Annotated in this window: 15 protein-coding genes; 14 read left to right on the forward strand and 1 reads right to left on the reverse strand. The window is 45.9% G+C overall.

The window, feature by feature from the left end:
• Window positions 1–59: 59 nt before the first annotated feature.
• Together ICC18_RS00270 and ICC18_RS34685 are read left to right on the forward strand one after the other, a co-directional pair.
• A complete protein-coding gene (locus tag ICC18_RS00270) occupies window positions 60–746 on the forward strand; it encodes a hypothetical protein (RefSeq protein WP_188172391.1) in 687 nt (228 codons plus the stop codon).
• Window positions 661–894 carry a helix-turn-helix domain-containing protein gene (locus ICC18_RS34685; RefSeq protein WP_223192224.1) on the forward strand — a complete coding sequence of 78 codons (234 nt, stop codon included), beginning with the start codon at window positions 661–663 and terminating at the stop codon, window positions 892–894. The genes ICC18_RS00270 and ICC18_RS34685 overlap by 86 nt, the downstream gene beginning before the upstream one ends.
• A 311-nt stretch (window positions 895–1,205) precedes the next feature.
• Here ICC18_RS34685 and ICC18_RS00280 read toward each other — a convergent pair whose 3' ends face one another.
• Window positions 1,206–2,075 (reverse strand): AraC family transcriptional regulator, encoded by an 870-nt coding sequence (locus ICC18_RS00280; protein WP_188172393.1) that lies wholly within the window; start codon window positions 2,073–2,075, stop codon window positions 1,206–1,208.
• Between the two features lie 190 nt (window positions 2,076–2,265).
• Between ICC18_RS00280 and ICC18_RS00285 the strand changes: the two genes are divergently transcribed.
• From ICC18_RS00285 to ICC18_RS00340, 12 genes are all read left to right on the forward strand, one after another.
• Complete coding sequence (locus ICC18_RS00285; RefSeq protein ID WP_188172394.1) at window positions 2,266–3,597, forward strand: ABC transporter substrate-binding protein; 1,332 nt, start codon at window positions 2,266–2,268, stop codon at window positions 3,595–3,597.
• Between the two features lie 73 nt (window positions 3,598–3,670).
• Complete coding sequence (locus tag ICC18_RS00290; RefSeq protein WP_188172395.1) at window positions 3,671–4,537, forward strand: carbohydrate ABC transporter permease; 867 nt, start codon at window positions 3,671–3,673, stop codon at window positions 4,535–4,537.
• Window positions 4,538–4,558: 21 nt separating this feature from the next.
• Window positions 4,559–5,416 carry a carbohydrate ABC transporter permease gene (locus tag ICC18_RS00295; protein ID WP_223192225.1) on the forward strand — a complete coding sequence of 286 codons (858 nt, stop codon included), beginning with the start codon at window positions 4,559–4,561 and terminating at the stop codon, window positions 5,414–5,416.
• 54 nt (window positions 5,417–5,470) lie between these two features.
• Complete coding sequence (locus ICC18_RS00300) at window positions 5,471–6,820, forward strand: glycoside hydrolase family 172 protein (RefSeq protein WP_188172396.1); 1,350 nt, start codon at window positions 5,471–5,473, stop codon at window positions 6,818–6,820.
• Window positions 6,821–6,897: 77 nt separating this feature from the next.
• Window positions 6,898–8,385: a glycoside hydrolase family 32 protein gene (locus ICC18_RS00305; protein WP_188172397.1), complete on the forward strand. Its 1,488-nt coding sequence runs from the start codon at window positions 6,898–6,900 to the stop codon at window positions 8,383–8,385.
• Window positions 8,386–8,720: 335 nt separating this feature from the next.
• Window positions 8,721–9,305, forward strand: coding sequence for a DJ-1/PfpI family protein (locus tag ICC18_RS00310; protein WP_188172398.1), 585 nt, complete (start codon window positions 8,721–8,723; stop codon window positions 9,303–9,305).
• Between the two features lie 229 nt (window positions 9,306–9,534).
• A complete protein-coding gene (gene nikA / locus ICC18_RS00315; RefSeq protein ID WP_188173166.1) occupies window positions 9,535–11,067 on the forward strand; it encodes a nickel ABC transporter substrate-binding protein in 1,533 nt (510 codons plus the stop codon).
• Window positions 11,068–12,012: a nickel ABC transporter permease gene (gene nikB, locus ICC18_RS00320; RefSeq protein WP_188172399.1), complete on the forward strand. Its 945-nt coding sequence runs from the start codon at window positions 11,068–11,070 to the stop codon at window positions 12,010–12,012. It begins immediately after the preceding gene.
• Entirely contained in the window at window positions 12,012–12,860 is an 849-nt protein-coding gene (nikC, locus tag ICC18_RS00325; RefSeq protein WP_188172400.1) for a nickel transporter permease, read from the forward strand. The genes nikB and nikC overlap by 1 nt, the downstream gene beginning before the upstream one ends.
• Window positions 12,857–13,657 carry an ABC transporter ATP-binding protein gene (locus ICC18_RS00330; RefSeq protein ID WP_312029458.1) on the forward strand — a complete coding sequence of 267 codons (801 nt, stop codon included), beginning with the start codon at window positions 12,857–12,859 and terminating at the stop codon, window positions 13,655–13,657. The genes nikC and ICC18_RS00330 overlap by 4 nt, the downstream gene beginning before the upstream one ends.
• Complete coding sequence (locus ICC18_RS00335) at window positions 13,654–14,418, forward strand: ABC transporter ATP-binding protein (protein WP_188172401.1); 765 nt, start codon at window positions 13,654–13,656, stop codon at window positions 14,416–14,418. Before ICC18_RS00330 ends, ICC18_RS00335 begins: the two co-directional genes overlap by 4 nt.
• Window positions 14,418–15,758 (forward strand): MATE family efflux transporter, encoded by a 1,341-nt coding sequence (locus tag ICC18_RS00340; RefSeq protein WP_376745601.1) that lies wholly within the window; start codon window positions 14,418–14,420, stop codon window positions 15,756–15,758. Before ICC18_RS00335 ends, ICC18_RS00340 begins: the two co-directional genes overlap by 1 nt.
• The last annotated feature ends 162 nt before the right edge of the window (window positions 15,759–15,920 follow it).

The raw sequence follows: 15,920 nt of genomic DNA on the forward strand, positions 1-15,920 counted from the left end.
AATAATAGCCAATGGATTTATATATTGTATATAAGGCGTTAAGTTAGGTGGTTTTTCTGGTGCTTGATGTCTTAGTATTTGACATTAGCAAGAGACGTGTTTCTTGCAGTACGGATGAGGAATTCAGCGGAAAGGTGTCTGTGAAATACCAAACCACCGTACCCTGTCACCAAAGCGCTGACGGAAAAAACGATATCGGGGAAAAGGCGAATATGATCCGGCTGCCCAAAGCCTATGAGCATTTGTTGGAAATGGAGCGCAGGAATGTCGGGGGATCAAGAGCCGTCATCGTCAATACGGAGCCGTATCATAAGCCCCAGTTGGAATCCGTGATTCCGAACCGTCAACTGCTAGACTGGATCCATTTGTTCGAGTGGGGCCAGAAGCAACAGCTATTGGAGCAAATCGAAGACAGATGCCGGCATTTGGAAGAAAAACCTGCATTGAAAAAAGAGGAAATCGAGTCGCTTTATGTCCATATATTATATGTTCTTTTTACCGCCTTTCACAAAAAGGGCCTGGCTGTTTATGAAGCGTTTCAGTCCAGAGATTTGATCGATCCCTGTATCCCGATCCGAACCATATCGCAGCTTCGGGCGTGGAGCCATAAAATCGTTGCAATAGGAGTTCTCCAGAGAGGATATCGCGGAAACGGTATATTTGAACCCTTCGTACCTATCGAGATTGTTCAAAAAGGAGACGGGGATGTCATTGTCGGCTTATATAGTGCAGCAAAGAATGGATGAGGCGAAAAGCCTCCTGCTTGAAACGGAAATGAAAATCAGCCAGATAGCCGAAGTGGTCGGATATATGAATTTATCCCATTTTATTTCCATGTTCAAGAAAATAAACGGCACGACACCCCAAAGCTTCAGAAAAAAGGAGACTGTGTAGCTATTTTCGTGATCTGGGGTGCCGAAAGGGTACCCCATTAATGTTAGAAGTCAAACCGTATAGTTCGAAACTCTTTAGAGTCATGATGCCGTTGGTTGCTAAAAATATCTTTATACCGCTTGGATTCCCCGCCTGCTTCGGTATGTATATAGCATTTCAGCGGCAAGCTCCTTTGAAGGCCAGCGGCGAGGCATCCTCCGGTCAGGTCATTTCATCATTAAGATAATTCCCTGCAAAACAAAAGCCGATTTCAATGAGGATTGGAATCGGCTTTTTGGCACAAGGGCTAAGAAGAGCGCACGACGCTTTTCTTAGCCTTTTCTGCGATAAAAAGATGGCGAGGTGCCCTCGACCATTTTAAAAAACCTGCTGAACGCATGGATGGTCGGAAAGCCCATCTTTTCGGCAATAATACCGAGAGGCTCCGTGGTGAACTGAATCAAGTGGCGAGCTGCATGCATGCGCATTAAGTTATGGTATTGGATGGGACTCATGCCGAACGCATTCTGAAACAGCCGCACCAAATAATGCTTGCTGATCCCGGATATTTTGGAGAGCTCGTCCAGACGTACTTTTCTGTTGGTATTGTGCATGAGGTACTGTTTCACATGCATCAATGCATGCATATTGGTTTCCAGATGGGGGTTCTGATTCCAATAATTTTCCCGGAGCAGTTGAATCCATAATTGGATGAAAAGCCCCTTCACCTTGAATTCAAAAAAGGGCATCTTGGTCTCATATTCATAAATGATATCAAGCAGCATCTTTTCAATCATGATCGGGTTTTTGAGCCGTAAATGACTAGGTAGCACGACTGGCATTTGGTCGATAATGTCTTGACGGAACCAGTTAGTTTCCTCTTGATTCATCTCCTCAAGCGGCCGGAAGGAAACTTTCACCTTTTCGCTGTCCTCATTGTAGAAAAAGTCAAAATGAATATGCGGCTGGCGGATCCGACCGCCTCCCACCTTCACGATATTATGCCGTTGCTTGGGACGAAACAAAAAAATATCCCCGCGTTCTCCTTCATAGACGGTATCTTCAATCGTACAAATGACTCGTCCTTCCATGATATAGAGCAGCTCATAATCGTACAAAACCCTATCCTGGATGATCCAGGGGCCTTCTTCAATGTTATCCATAGCAACACGAATATATGGTGAAATTTGGTGTAAAATCACGAAGCCGCCCCCTTGAGAATGATCGTTATATTGATCCTACCATAATTCGAAATAGCAATAAATGATAAATAATAAATAAGCTTTGCTAAATACATTGGAAATGTAAACGGTTAATATAAGTTTATAACTTCGAATGGTAAAGCAACTATCGCTATGAGAAGGAAATATATAAAAAGGGAGATCAGAGCATATGAGAAAAGTTTTGTCGATTGCACTTGCATCGCTGATGCTTGCTACGGGCTTGGCGGGATGCGGCAAGAACACAAGCGAAGGGGAAAAATTGTCAAGCGACGCTAAAGCGCCTTCCGATGCCAAAACCGATTCGCAAAAGGCGGTAACCCTGTTCATCTCCATGCACGTTGCCAACGTTAAGGATCAAGAACCTTATATGTACGGCATTGTTCAGAAGTTTCAAGAAAAGTATCCCAATATCAAGGTAGAGCTGCAAGGGGACGATACGGATACGCACGTAAAGAAAATGAAGATGGCGGCTCAAGCCAACCAGCTGCCGGATATTTTCTGGATGCTGCCGGCCCCGGCGAAAGAAATGAACAAAGCCGGCATGCTGCTTGACCTTGCGGAATTTCTTAAAAATAACAATGATATCACGACCAGCATGGATCCTAAGTTGATCCAAGGCTATCAGGACGGCGGCAAACAATTCGGCCTTCCTTACCAGGCGCTGGTAACCGGTTTGTGGTACAACAAAGCAATTTTTGATCAATATAAAGTGAAGGTTCCGGAAACCTATGACGAGCTGCTTGCTGCAGCAAAGGTCTTTAAGAACAATAATGTAGTCACGATTGCCAAAGGGGCAAAAGATTCGTTCAGTACTTGGGCTTTCTTGGGCATGCTGACCCGCTACGGATTTTTCAATAAGATCGATAACATTCATGCAGGCAAAGAGAAGTTTAATAATCCTGATTTCCTCAAGTTCTATCAGAAGATCGACGAGCTTCGGACGGCAGGAGCTTTCCCTGAAAACGTATCGACGCTTTCCTATTTCCAAGCTGTAGAGATGTTTACGGCAGGCAAAGCGGCGATGCTGGATGCCGGCGTTTGGGAAACGAAAAAGATCGAAGCCAGCCCGATTGCCAAGCATGTAGGCTTCTCATGGGGGCCGACTTTCTCCGACGGCGTCGGTAATCAGAAGGTCGCCATGGTCGTTGGAGCAGCTCCGCTTGTCGCAAGCGCATCGGTAAACAAGGATGCGGCCAAGTTAGATGCGGTAACGAAGTTCTTCCAGTACTTCTATAGCCAAGAAGGCGCAGCGGTAATGGCCGAGAATGAAGCTCCGCCGGTTGTGAAGTATACGGGCAAAGTGGATAAAGACAAGTATCCCGTCTACAGCGCGGTTTTGGAACAAATGAATCTTCCGGACTGGGAGCGTCCTGTCGCTCAACCTGATCTTGTTTTGAGCGAGGCAGCAGCGAACGCTCTGAACGACAGCATCTACGGTGTTATCAACGGCATCTTTAAACCTTCGGATGCGATGAATCTTGTCGATAAGAAGCTGCACTAAGCATCGGGATGTACTGCCGGCTTCCGGCCGGCAGTATGCTTTACCAATTGCATGAAGACAGGGAGAGAGTGTGATGATTTGGCTTAGCAAACGAAGATATTTGTTCATGATGCTTTTTCCTGCATTGTTAATCTATATGGTTTATATCATTTTGCCTGTATTCGTTTCCTTCTTCTACAGCTTGACGAAGTATACGGGCATCGGCGCCGCCGAATTCATAGGGCTCAAAAACTACGTAACCTTGCTGCAAGACCATTTGTTTTGGGTTTCTTTGAAAAATACAATCATCGTTCTTGCCATCTCCATTGTGCTGCTGCTGCCCGGGTCATTTTTTCTCGCGCTGCTGTTGAATGCCAAGGTAAAAGGGAGCAACGCAATTAAAGCTTTGAACTTTGCGCCGAGCATTGTTGCGCCGATTCTGGTCGGATTAATTTGGGTATTCATCCTGGATCCTCAGATGGGCCTTATCAATAACTTTCTGAAAAGCATCGGATTAGGCAAGCTCGTCCTGCAATGGATCGGCGGCAAGACATGGACACCGTATTCCGTAGGCGTGGTTTACGTTTGGCAGACGATAGGATTTTTGGCAACGATCTTTTTGGCGGGTCTCAAGATGATTCCGAAGGACGTTTATGAGTCGAGTACCATAGACGGCGCGGGCCGCCTGCAGCAGATGGTGTTCATTACGATCCCGATGCTGAACGAAACGATAAAGATTAATGTCGTATTGATAATCACCGGAGTATTCAAAATATTCGAGACGGTATTCCTGTTGACAGGCGGAGGACCTAATCACCTTTCCGAAGTGATGGTTACTTACATGTATAACGTAACGTTTACTTCCGGGGAATATGGGTACGGCATGGCTATCGCTGTCGTCACATTTCTGCTAACGATGATCTTCTCGCTTGTTTATATGAGCTTCAGCAAAAAAACATAGAGGAGTAGGAGGTGACGAGAGTTGAATGACATCGCTGGCAAACGTTCCAATCCTTACATCGGCGCGATCGGCATGCATATATTGGCATACGGTGTGACTTTTATCGTTTTACTGCCGTTTTTATGGATGATTCTCCTGTCTTTCAAAACGAATAACGAGATTTTGAATGATCCGTTTACCTTGCCGAAGACGCTTAGTCTGGATAATTACACGCGCGCGTGGTCTACCTTGAAGATGGGATTGTTATATAGCAATACATTTCTGATCGCTGCGATCACTATCGTTATTGAGTTAATCATTACATTTATGAGTTCTTATGCCCTTTCGAGGATGGTATTCAGATCGAACAAACTAAAAAATGCGATCCTGGTTCTGCTGTTGGCAGGACTTGCAATCCCGGCATTTATTCTGCTGTTTCCGGTGTACCGAATTACGATTTCGCTCGGATTGTTGAACACTTATGCGTCTCTCATCATTCCTTATATTGCAACCTCGGTATCATTTAATACGCTTTTATTCACGGGCTTTCTGAGAGGCTTCCCGAGAGAAGTGGAGGAGGCCGCCGTGATTGACGGCTGCAGTCTGTTTACACTCTGTAAATCGATTGTAGTTCCGGTGATTATGCCTGTTATCGCAACCGTTTTTATTTTTAATGTGTTGTATATCTGGAACGAGTTCCCGTTCGCCGTAACGCTGATCAACAAGGATAGCATGCAGACGATTTCGTTAGGTATTTCGCAATTTAAAGGCAGATTCAACATCGACTATGGCGGCATCATCGCGGCAAGCGTTCTGTTGATTATTCCGCAGCTCGTGTTCTTCGCGATTTTCCAACGATTCATTATTGAAGGTATGACGGCAGGAGCCGTGAAAGGCTAGCCACTTAACTTGGGCAACAACCACTTCATATAAAATAAAAAGGAGAAATCATGCATGCGCAACCAATCTCTGAACTTACTCGGTAACCTGACTCAAATTAAGGATGTCCGCTCAGCCCGCGTCTCCAGTTGGGACCAGGAAGGCAAAAATCAAGACTATTGGATGATTCCAGCTGGAGAATCGATTGTATTAGGAGATATTGAAGGTCCGGGAAGCATCTCTCATATTTGGATGACCTCCTTCTGCCGCCGGGTTCATGGACCTAGTGTCATTCATCCGGAGGGGGGCGGCAATATCGCGCCGGTCAATGAAATTCACAACGCGCTGGGCGTAACCTGGGAATCGGCCGACCCGGCATGGTACCGCAAAGTGCTGATCAAGATGACTTGGGACGATCAAACCCATCCCAGCGTTCTGGTTCCTTACGGCGACTTCTTTTGTATCGGCCATTCGATGCCGGGCAACTTTGCTTCGCTTCCGTTTACGGTATCCGTCAAGCCGGAGGAGCAGTTCAAGTTCGGCGGCGTAGCATCCGTCAACTGCTACCTGCCGATGGCTTTCAACAAGCGGGCCAAGATCGAAATCATCAATGAAAACGATGTGCCGTTCGGCCTGTATTTCCATATCGATTACGAACTGTACAAGCAGCCTTTCGGCGAGGACACCGCTTATTTCCATGCGCAGTGGCGCCGGGAAAATCCTTGCGACGGATGGGGACCGGACCTGCAGGTCAATACGCCGGAAGTCAACCGCGTAGCCAATCTAGAAGGCGAAGGCAACTATGTAATCTTGGAAGCGAAAGGCAAAGGCCACTATATCGGGTGTAACCTGTCCGTTACCCATTTCCAAGGCAGCTGGTGGGGCGAAGGAGACGACATGATTTTTATCGATGGAGAGAAGCTGCCTAGCATTGTCGGGACCGGCGCCGAGGACTATTTTAACCATGCTTGGGGCATGCAGAAAAATGCCTTCCCGTTCCACGGCTCGATCATCCATGAAAGCGATGTGCCGGGATATCAGGTATCTTACCGCTTCCATATTACCGATCCGATTCACTTCTCGGAAAGTCTGAAAGTGACGATTGAGCACGGCCATGCCAATCACTTGTCCGACGATTGGTCCTCGACGGCGTATTGGTACCAGACGCTTCCGTCCGAGCCTTTCGGTATTTTGCCCGTGGAGGAGCGCATTCAATGGATGCCGCAATTCCCAAGCCCAGGACCTCTGAAGAAGGTTGTCCTTAACGAGGAAATGCAGCAATCCTATGAGATGGCGAAAGAGCGGATGAAACAATATTCGGAAGGCCGCACCGCTCAGGTGCAGAAGAAGGAAGGCAGATTGGCACAGCACTCCCTCGGGAATATCGAGCAAAGCAAAGCCGTAAGAAACGCTTTTAAATCCTAAAGGCTGCAAGGTTATTATGTCTAAAAGGGGCTTTCTTGGCCTATCAAATTCCAAATAATGGAGGTAAAGGTATATAAATGACATCGAAAACACTTCATCGAGATGCATTGCTGAAAGCGGAAAACTCCATAGCCAAGGTAAAAGATGCGGTAAATAAAGACCTAATGCGCTTAAAATATCATTTTATGGCACCTGCCTACTGGATTAACGATCCTAACGGACTAATTTTCTATAAAGGTGAGTACCATTTGTTTTATCAGCATTATCCGTACGCCCCCGAGTGGGGGGCCATGCACTGGGGACATGCGAAAAGCAAGGACCTGGTTCACTGGGAGCATCTTCCGATCGCACTCGCTCCGAGCGAGAGCTACGACTTGGATGAAAGAGGCGGTTGCTTCTCCGGGAGTGCTGTTGACGATAACGGCGTATTATCCGTGCTATATACGGGAACTGTCATCCGTGACGGCATCGTGATCCAGACGCAAAATCTAGCTACCAGCAAAGACGGCATTACGTTTGAAAAATACGAGGGCAACCCGGTCATTTCCGCTCCCCCGGAGGACAGCTCCGCTAATTTCCGCGACCCTAAAGTCTGGAAGCATAACGACAAGTGGTATATGGTCGTGGGTTCGAGTAAAGACGGTAAAGGCAAGGCGCTTCTGTATAATTCGCCGAATTTGCGTCAGTGGGATTATGTCGGCGTATTGGCTGAAAGCGACGGCACGATGGGCACGATGTGGGAATGCCCCGATTTCTTCCCGCTAGGAGACCGCTACGTTCTGATGATTTCCCCTATGGGCATGGGTGAGCACAAAACCATCTATCTTGTCGGCGATATGGACTACGAAACAGGCAAATTCACATGGGATACGATGGGCGATGTGGATGCCGGTTTCGAATATTACGCTCCGCAATCTTTCCTGGATGCCAAGGGCAGAAGGATCATCATTGCTTGGATCAACGCGTGGGATTGGATGCCGTGGTTTAAAAACTTCGGTCCAACGGGGAAAAACAACTGGTGCGGTGCCATGTCGGCCCCAAGAACCGTGGAACTGGATGTGGATGGCAGGCTGAGATTCCCGCCGGTTGAAGAGCTTCAGGTGCTCCGGCGCGAACATTATCATCATGCGAATGCTAAAATCGTGCCAGGATCTCGACTGCTCCCGGATTACATAGCCAGTGATTGTTTGGAAATAAAGGCCGAGTTCCAGCTGACCGGTTCCCAGGCGGAGGAAGTAGGTTTTGTTGTTAGAGCCTCCGAAGATCGCAAGCAGCAAACACTACTTAGCTACAATCTGCATACGAGAGAACTGAGGTTTGACAGAAGTCAATCAGACGGATGGAGCGATGGGGTTCAAACTGTATGTATAGATGCCTCAGAGACGCTGCAGCTTCATATCTTTCTCGATACTTGTGTCATTGAAGCTTATGCGGACAACTACCGGGTAGCTTTGACCAACAATATTTATCCTGATCCATCAAGCATCTCTCTCGATCTGTATGCGGTAGGAGATGCGGTGACAGTAAAGACTCTCGATATTTGGAAATTGCGTTCTGCTTGGTAATCTAGTTCGGACATTTTAAATAATTGATATCTCCCTGTCTGCGCTGAGGCTGCTGACGGGGAGTTCTTTCTTATCCCACCAAAAAAAGCGATCGAATCTTTTTCGCCGAAAAAGGGGACGAAGCTGGCGACATTTGCAGCTCCACTAATTGGATAAATGCATATAAAGAGTATTCCGGACGGCTGGTCCGAATTGAACGACCAATAAATGAAATGAATGGACAGACGAAGAAATTGGGGAAATAATCCTTCTTAGCAAAATAATGAACATAGAATATCCTTCTTAAGGAGGGAGTATGAATTTGAAAGGAGAGCTTTTTATAAGGAGTGACATTTATGTCAAAGAGAATACTGATTTTGACAGGTGATGCAGTAGAAGCCTTAGAAGTATATTACCCGTACTTTCGGATACTGGAAGAAGGTTATGAGGCCGTAATTGCTTCGCCGAATAGAAAAGTACTGCGCACTGTCGTGCATGATTTCGAGGGATGGGATACATACACAGAAAAACCGGGCTATCAACTGGGATCGCATATCTCGTTTAGCGAAGTCATTCCCGAAGCGTACAACGGCTTGATCATTCCTGGCGGCAGAGCCCCGGAATACATCCGACTGGACAGACATATCCCCAGGATCGTCAGTCATTTTTTCGATAGGAACAAGCCCGTTGGCGCGATATGTCACGCTGTGCTTGTGCTGAATGCGTTGAATAAAAAATGGTACTTTGAAGGGCGAACCATGACCGCCTATCCTGCCTGCCGTTTCGATGTGGAAAATCTGGGTGCCTTCTATACAAACAAAACGCCATATGTAGACGGAAACCTTGTATCAGGACAATTATGGCCTGATCTTCCAGGTTTCATGAGAGAGTTTCTTAAGCTCATGAGGATCGAAGAGGGAATAGAAAATCCTTATGACTGATTGCTTAGAAAGTACCGGGCAGGGATTGACGTGCAGAAAAGCGACTGCTATACTACTATAGCGTAAACTTTACGAACAAAGTTGTTTCTTTTACATGGAATAATTTATGGGTATTTCACGATAAAGCAAAGGGTACATAGCCGGACTTAAAGTCCGGCTTATGTATGGGTATTATCCGTAATTATTACACATTATACAATCTTAATAATTTATAGTGGAGGAATGAATGATGTCTAATCGGTACATATCATTTTTGTTTTTACTTCTAGTAGCTATTTTTTTGGCAGCTTGCTCTTCAAACGCTACTTATAAACAAGGTGAGGAGAAAAAAAAGGTAAACCTGCTCTTTAATTTTGCAACAAGCTCGCTTGATCCGAATGTGGATACAAGTTATGTGTCGCTTCGCGCAGGAATAACGGAAACATTGGTACACCTCAATGATACGAACTTAACGATTGAACCGTGGCTTGCAAAAAGCTGGGATAGTAAAGATGGCCAAATATGGAAGATTGAACTCAGGGACGGGGTAACCTTTCAAAACGGCAAAACGATGAATGGATCAGCTGTGAAAGCCTCTCTGGAGCGGGCAATAAAAGATAGTCGTGCGATAAAGAACGCATTGCGCATTGAATCGATAGAAGCAAATGCAAATACATTGACGATTAAGACAACGGTTCCTTTTCCCGAATTTCCATCAGAATTGGTTCATCCAAATACTTCGATTATCGACGTAACGGAAACGGATTATATTAATAAGCCGATTGGGACCGGCCCCTTTGCCGTGTCATCATTTACGCCGGGTACCGCAGTGGACCTGATCCGTTATGACGGTTACTGGAACGGACCTGCAAAACTGGAGTCAGCAAGATTCTCGTTTAATGCGGATGCGAATGCCCGCTCACTTGCACTACAATCAGGAGCCGCTGATATCGTGTTCCGACCTGCAGTAGAATCCCTGGAAAATTTGAAAGCTGTCAAAGGTGTGACCATCGACTCCACATCCACTTTCCGGGTGCATCAAATGACGATGAATCTGGAACGGAAGCCCCTTCAAGACGTCAATGTTCGTAAGGCAGTAGATGCATTAATTGATCGTAAAGCTATTGTTGAGACCATTTTAAAGGGACATGCAGAAGTTGCTGCAGGACCATTCCCGTCTACTTTTTCATTTGCGCCAGACTATCCTGAGAAAAAGAGTGGTCTGGAGGCTGCTAGAACATATCTCAAAGAAGCAGGATATACAGAAGCCAATGGCGTCATGCAAAAAAATGGCGAACCGCTCACATTTAAACTCCTGACTTACAGTTCGCGTGCTGACTTACCCTTAATCGCACAAGTTTTTCAATCAGATGCTGGCAAGTTGGGAATTAACGTGAAAATCCAACTGATCGAAAAGCCTGAAGAGTATATGGCTGCCAATCGAGATTGGGATTTAACAACCTACAGTAATTTAACTGCACCTCGCGGTGATGCAGGTTACTATTTAAATGCAACGTTTCATCCAAAGGGCGCTTTGAACTTCAGCGGTGCGGATGACGATAAATTAACATCTCTGATCGACGAATTAAACGCAACAGTCGGACAAGAAAAGCGTTCGGTTATAGCGGAAAAAATTGCAATGTATGTAGATGAACAAGTGTATAATTCGTTTGTTTTGCATCCGAATACACTAGTCGCTTATAAGTCTGATAAAGTTAAAAACTGGATGACATCCCGAAGTGAATACTATATGCTGACGAATGAATTGGATGTGAACAAGTAAATGCTTCAGATTCTAGGCCGGCGATTAATCGAGGTCATGATCTTTCTTCTTGTCATTACGTTTATCAGCTTTCTCTTTGTGCGTCTAGCTCCGGGTGATCCGGTTCTATCCATTCTTAGAGTCGATGATGTGTCGGTTACGAATGAACAAGTCGAAGCTTTACGCGAAGAATTAGGGTTTAACGACCCGCTTTTAGTCCAGTATGGCCGCTGGTTTGCTGACTTTGTCAAATTAGATTTCGGGAATTCATATATTACGAATCAGCCTGTGATGGAGATGATTTTAAGTGGACTGCCTGCAACAATTGAATTGACAATTGGTTCGCTGATTGTCATGCTCAGTGTGGCTATTCCCCTTGGCTCACTCGGTGCCCTTTATCGCGGAAGTTGGATTGACCAGATAAGCCGGGGAGTGTCGTTGCTTGGCGCAGCTATCCCGAGTTTTTGGCTGGCACTGATTTTCATTGATTTATTTGCAGTTCGATGGGGGATTCTCCCTCCAATGGGAAGGGACGGACTTATTTCTGCCGTCCTTCCCTCCATTACTTTAGGACTTGCCATCACAAGCGTTTACGTCCGTTTATTGCGTTCGAGCTTGCTTGACTCTCTAAGCAATGAATTTATACGGGCAGCACGTTCAAGGGGATTGTCGGAAATGCGGATTTTTTTCGCCCATGCATTTCGCTATAGCCTTCCGCCAGTTATTACCGTATTCGGTGTCAGCCTGGGCAGCTTGATCGGCGGAGTTGTCGTTATTGAAGTTATTTTCGCCTACCCTGGTATCGGCAAGATGGTGGTTGATTCGATCAGATCGCGTGATTACCCGGTGATCCAAGGGTACATTTTGATCATGGCGATTATCGTTTTTCTTGTAAATAGCGCTGTCGATTTATCTTATCGGTATTTAAACCCGGAGCTAAGATTAAGGGAAAGGAAGAACAGCTGATGGAGTTAGTGATTGCAAAGGAAAGCAAGAATAGTAAGAAGCGTTGGAAAGTTGCCGCTCTGCTCTTCATGCTAGCTTTGTCGGTGGTTGTTGTAGCATACACCTTCCTTGTCCTGAAGTATGACCCGTCTTTGGTCAATCTGGCTGAAAGATTATTGCCGGTGAGCTTCGAACATCCGCTCGGCACAGATCATCTGGGGCGTGATGTATTGACACGTCTTCTGCTTGGCTCTCAGCTGACAGTTGGGTACGGTCTCTTGGCACTGCTGGTTGCAGTTGTGATCGGTGTACCGTTTGGTGTATTGGCCGGATTTAAAGGAGGTCTTATCGATCGGATTTTTATGCGAATAGCAGACGCTTTCCTGTCGTTTCCGGATACAATCGTTGCGATCGTGTTGAGCGGTTTACTGGGTGCGGGTATTGAAAATCTGTTACTCGCAATAGTGGTGGTAAAATGGGTTAATTATGCCCGGCTTGTGCGCAGTACAGTGTTGACTGAACGCCAGAAAGACTATATTACGATTGCTAAAATAAATGGTCTTCATACTGGCCGAATAATGACGAAACATCTGTTTCCCCATATTATCGGGAATGTACTCGTGCTTGCCAGCCTTGATTTAGGAAAAATTATTCTATTGATTTCATCTCTTTCGTATATCGGACTCGGTGCGCAGCCCCCGGCACCGGAATGGGGTGCGATGCTCAATGATGCTCGTCCTCATTTTCAATCCAATCCGTCTTTAATGATTTATCCGGGAATAATGATTGTGTTTGTCGTTCTTCTGTCCAACTTACTCGGCGATTACTTGCGTGATAAATTCGATGTGAAAAAAGAGGTTGAAAAGTGAGCATTTTAACCGTGAATCATCTGTCCATTGCTGGTAGGCAAAATGGGATCGTTCATGATATTTCGTTTGAAATACATGAGGGAGAGTGGTTTGCGCTTGTTGGCCAAAGCGGCAGCGGCAAGAGTATGACTGCATCGGCAATCGGACAGCTGCTGTCCCCTAACCTACAAGCGACAGGCGAAATATGGTATGAAGATAAAAATTTAATAACTCTCTCCTCCTCTGAAATGCGTCAAATTCGAGGGAAACGTCTGTCTTATATCTTTCAAGATTACCAAGGGTCCTTTACTCCTTTTCTAACGATAGGGTATCACTTCGAGGAATATCAACGGAGACATCTAACGCTGTCCAAAACAGAAAGAATACGGCAAGCCAAGTCAGCGCTTGTCTCTGTGGGCCTATCTGAAGAAATCTACACCAGATATCCATTTCAATTAAGCGGAGGACAACTGCAGCGAGTATCCATTGCGATTGCACTCCTGCTTAAACCGGATATACTGATAGCCGACGAGCCTACTACGGCCTTAGACAGTGTATCTTCTTTCAGAGTTCTGGAACTATTATCCCGTATGCAAGAGGAAACCGGCTGTGCGATTTTGTTCATTACCCATGATCTGCGTCACGTAAAGAAATATGCAGACCGCATTGCGGTTATGAAAGACGGAGTAATCATTGAAACAGGTGATAAAAACGAGGTGCTGAATCATCCGAAGCATGCTTATACCGATTTGCTGATCCAATCATCGCCATCACTTAGAAGCCTGAACCCACTAACTTTTGCAGGAGTGATACGATGAATCTGTTGGAAGTAAATCATGTCTATAAAACGTACGATCATGGAACCGCCGTGCTCCAGGACGTGAATTTTACGATGGAGAAGAAGCAATGTCTCGGCCTTGTGGGCGAGAGCGGGTGCGGTAAAAGCACGCTTGCTCGCTGCCTTTTAAACATGGAGCCGATCGATAAGGGGAGTATTCTGTTCGAGGGCACACCTCTTCATAACAAAAATGAACGCAGTTTAAGACCCTATCGAAAAAATATCCAAGCGGTTTTACAAAATCCTTCTGCAGCGTTGAATCCAAAGCTAAAAATAATAGATTCGTTGATGGATCCCTATTTGCAATTCGGCGATCAGGCTAAGATGAAACACTTTCATTATACGAATAAAAATGACTTTGCCGCACAGCTGTTGGAAGCTGTAGAACTTCCGGCAAGTCTGGCCAATCGTTATCCTCATGAACTGAGCGGCGGACAGAAGCAGCGAGCGACCATTGCTCGAGCTATTAGCATTGAACCCGCAATTATTATTCTGGACGAACCGACTTCGAGTCTTGATGTTCTGTCTCAAGCCGCCGTTCTCCGTTTACTGGACGGGCTGCGAGAGCAGTTAGGCACCTCTTATCTCTTCATTTCACATGACCTTTCGGCTGTGTATGCGATGAGCCAAAAAATAATGGTGATGAAGGGCGGTATCATAGTGGACCGATTTGAAAAGGAAGATCTCTTTGCTGCGGAACGCCATCCGTATACACAAGAGCTCATTTCCATGTTTGAATGATGAATACGAATATCTCCCTTAAATTACCCTCTCACCGGGCATACTTGGCTTTGGCTTTGCCGTTAACGATTTCGACAATAACGACTCCTCTCCTCGGGGCGGCTGACACGGCAATTATCGGTCATTTGAACAACCCGGCCTATTTGGGAGGCGTTGCCGTCGGTACGCTTATTTTCAATACATTGTATTGGCTGTTCGGATTTCTTAGAGTGAGCACCTCTGCATTTACGGCACAGGCCGTTGGCTCGGGGGACAAGGATGAGGGAATCGCAGCCCTGATTCGTCCGCTGATCATCGCTTTATTTATCGGTATGGTCTTCATCGCCCTCCAGAAACCGATTTTGAGTGCAGCACTTTACTTTATTCAACCCGAACCGGATGTTTCCATTCAGGCGGCCCAGTATTTCATTATTCGGATATGGGGCGCACCGCTTACACTCATTAATTATGTTCTTATCGGATGGTTAATGGGCTTGACCCGTCTGAAGGCGACCCTGTTCATGCAGATTTTTATGAATGTATTGAATATTGCCCTCGATTTGGTTTTCGTCCAGGTGTTTCATTGGAATGTTGCCGGTGTAGCGGCAGCTACTTTGATAGCCGAAGGGACAGCATGTGTGCTCGGTATCTTTCTTATTGTTCGATCCCAGATGTGGAAGCAGTGGCGAAAAGATATGGCTTCCCGATGGAAGGAATGGTTCCGGGTTTCTGAATGGAAAAAAAATATGTCTGCCAACGGGGACCTCATGATCCGAACCGCCTGTCTGTTGGTCATGTTCAATCTGTTCACCTCGCAGAGCGCCGGTCTTGGAACTGATGTGCTGGCGGCCAATGCCATTTTGCTGCAAATTCACTATATCATGGCTTACTTCTTTGATGGCTTCGGCAATGCCAGCAGTATATACGCAGGACAAGCCCGTGGAGCCAGCAGCATTCGGCTTATGAGAAGGACGCTCAAACTTTCCTGGATATGGACAGTTGTCGCTGCGCTTTCCATGAGCTTCGTATATGGGTGGATCAAGCGGCCGACGATTGCCTTTTTTACGGAACATGTTGTTATACAAGACCTCGCAAATACTTATAGCCATTGGCTGATCTGGTTTCCGATCAGCGCCGGTTTCGGACTCGTTTTCTATGGTGTGTTCACAGGAATGACGATTACGTATCCCATCCGTAATTCCATGTTGATTTCACTGGTCCTGTTTCTGCTGGCTGTGGCAAGCATCGTTCCTTCTTACCACAACAATGGACTTTGGTTTTCGTTTCTTGTTTTCGCTTTGGGAAGATCCGTGTTTCTTGTTCTGTACATTCCGCATTTGATCAGGAAGGTCAATCATTAATTGCTTGATATTTTGTTACTCTTTACCCAGAGCAATAGCCTTATCGAGAAGGCGTGGGCACGAGAAAAATGCGCTAGCATTATGGGATAAAGAGAATAAATTTTGCATGCAAATAACGCTAGTTGTTGCTGAACTTACGGAAACAAGAGTACAATAAACCAT

Source organism: Paenibacillus sedimenti (assembly GCF_014534655.1).
Taxonomy (GTDB): domain Bacteria; phylum Bacillota; class Bacilli; order Paenibacillales; family NBRC-103111; genus Paenibacillus_E; species Paenibacillus_E sedimenti.

Bases quoted from the DNA above. Each gene is read 5' to 3' on its own strand.
- ICC18_RS00285 (WP_188172394.1), top strand. From the start codon at position 2,266: ATGAGAAAAGTTTTGTCGATTGCACTTGCATCGCTGATGCTTGCTACG.
- ICC18_RS00290 (WP_188172395.1), top strand. From the start codon at position 3,671: ATGATTTGGCTTAGCAAACGAAGATATTTGTTCATGATGCTTTTTCCT.
- ICC18_RS00300 (WP_188172396.1), top strand. From the start codon at position 5,471: ATGCGCAACCAATCTCTGAACTTACTCGGTAACCTGACTCAAATTAAG.
- ICC18_RS00305 (WP_188172397.1), top strand. From the start codon at position 6,898: ATGACATCGAAAACACTTCATCGAGATGCATTGCTGAAAGCGGAAAAC.
- ICC18_RS00310 (WP_188172398.1), top strand. From the start codon at position 8,721: ATGTCAAAGAGAATACTGATTTTGACAGGTGATGCAGTAGAAGCCTTA.
- nikA (WP_188173166.1), top strand. From the start codon at position 9,535: ATGTCTAATCGGTACATATCATTTTTGTTTTTACTTCTAGTAGCTATT.
- nikB (WP_188172399.1), top strand. From the start codon at position 11,068: ATGCTTCAGATTCTAGGCCGGCGATTAATCGAGGTCATGATCTTTCTT.
- nikC (WP_188172400.1), top strand. From the start codon at position 12,012: ATGGAGTTAGTGATTGCAAAGGAAAGCAAGAATAGTAAGAAGCGTTGG.
- ICC18_RS00335 (WP_188172401.1), top strand. From the start codon at position 13,654: ATGAATCTGTTGGAAGTAAATCATGTCTATAAAACGTACGATCATGGA.
- ICC18_RS00340 (WP_376745601.1), top strand. From the start codon at position 14,418: ATGAATACGAATATCTCCCTTAAATTACCCTCTCACCGGGCATACTTG.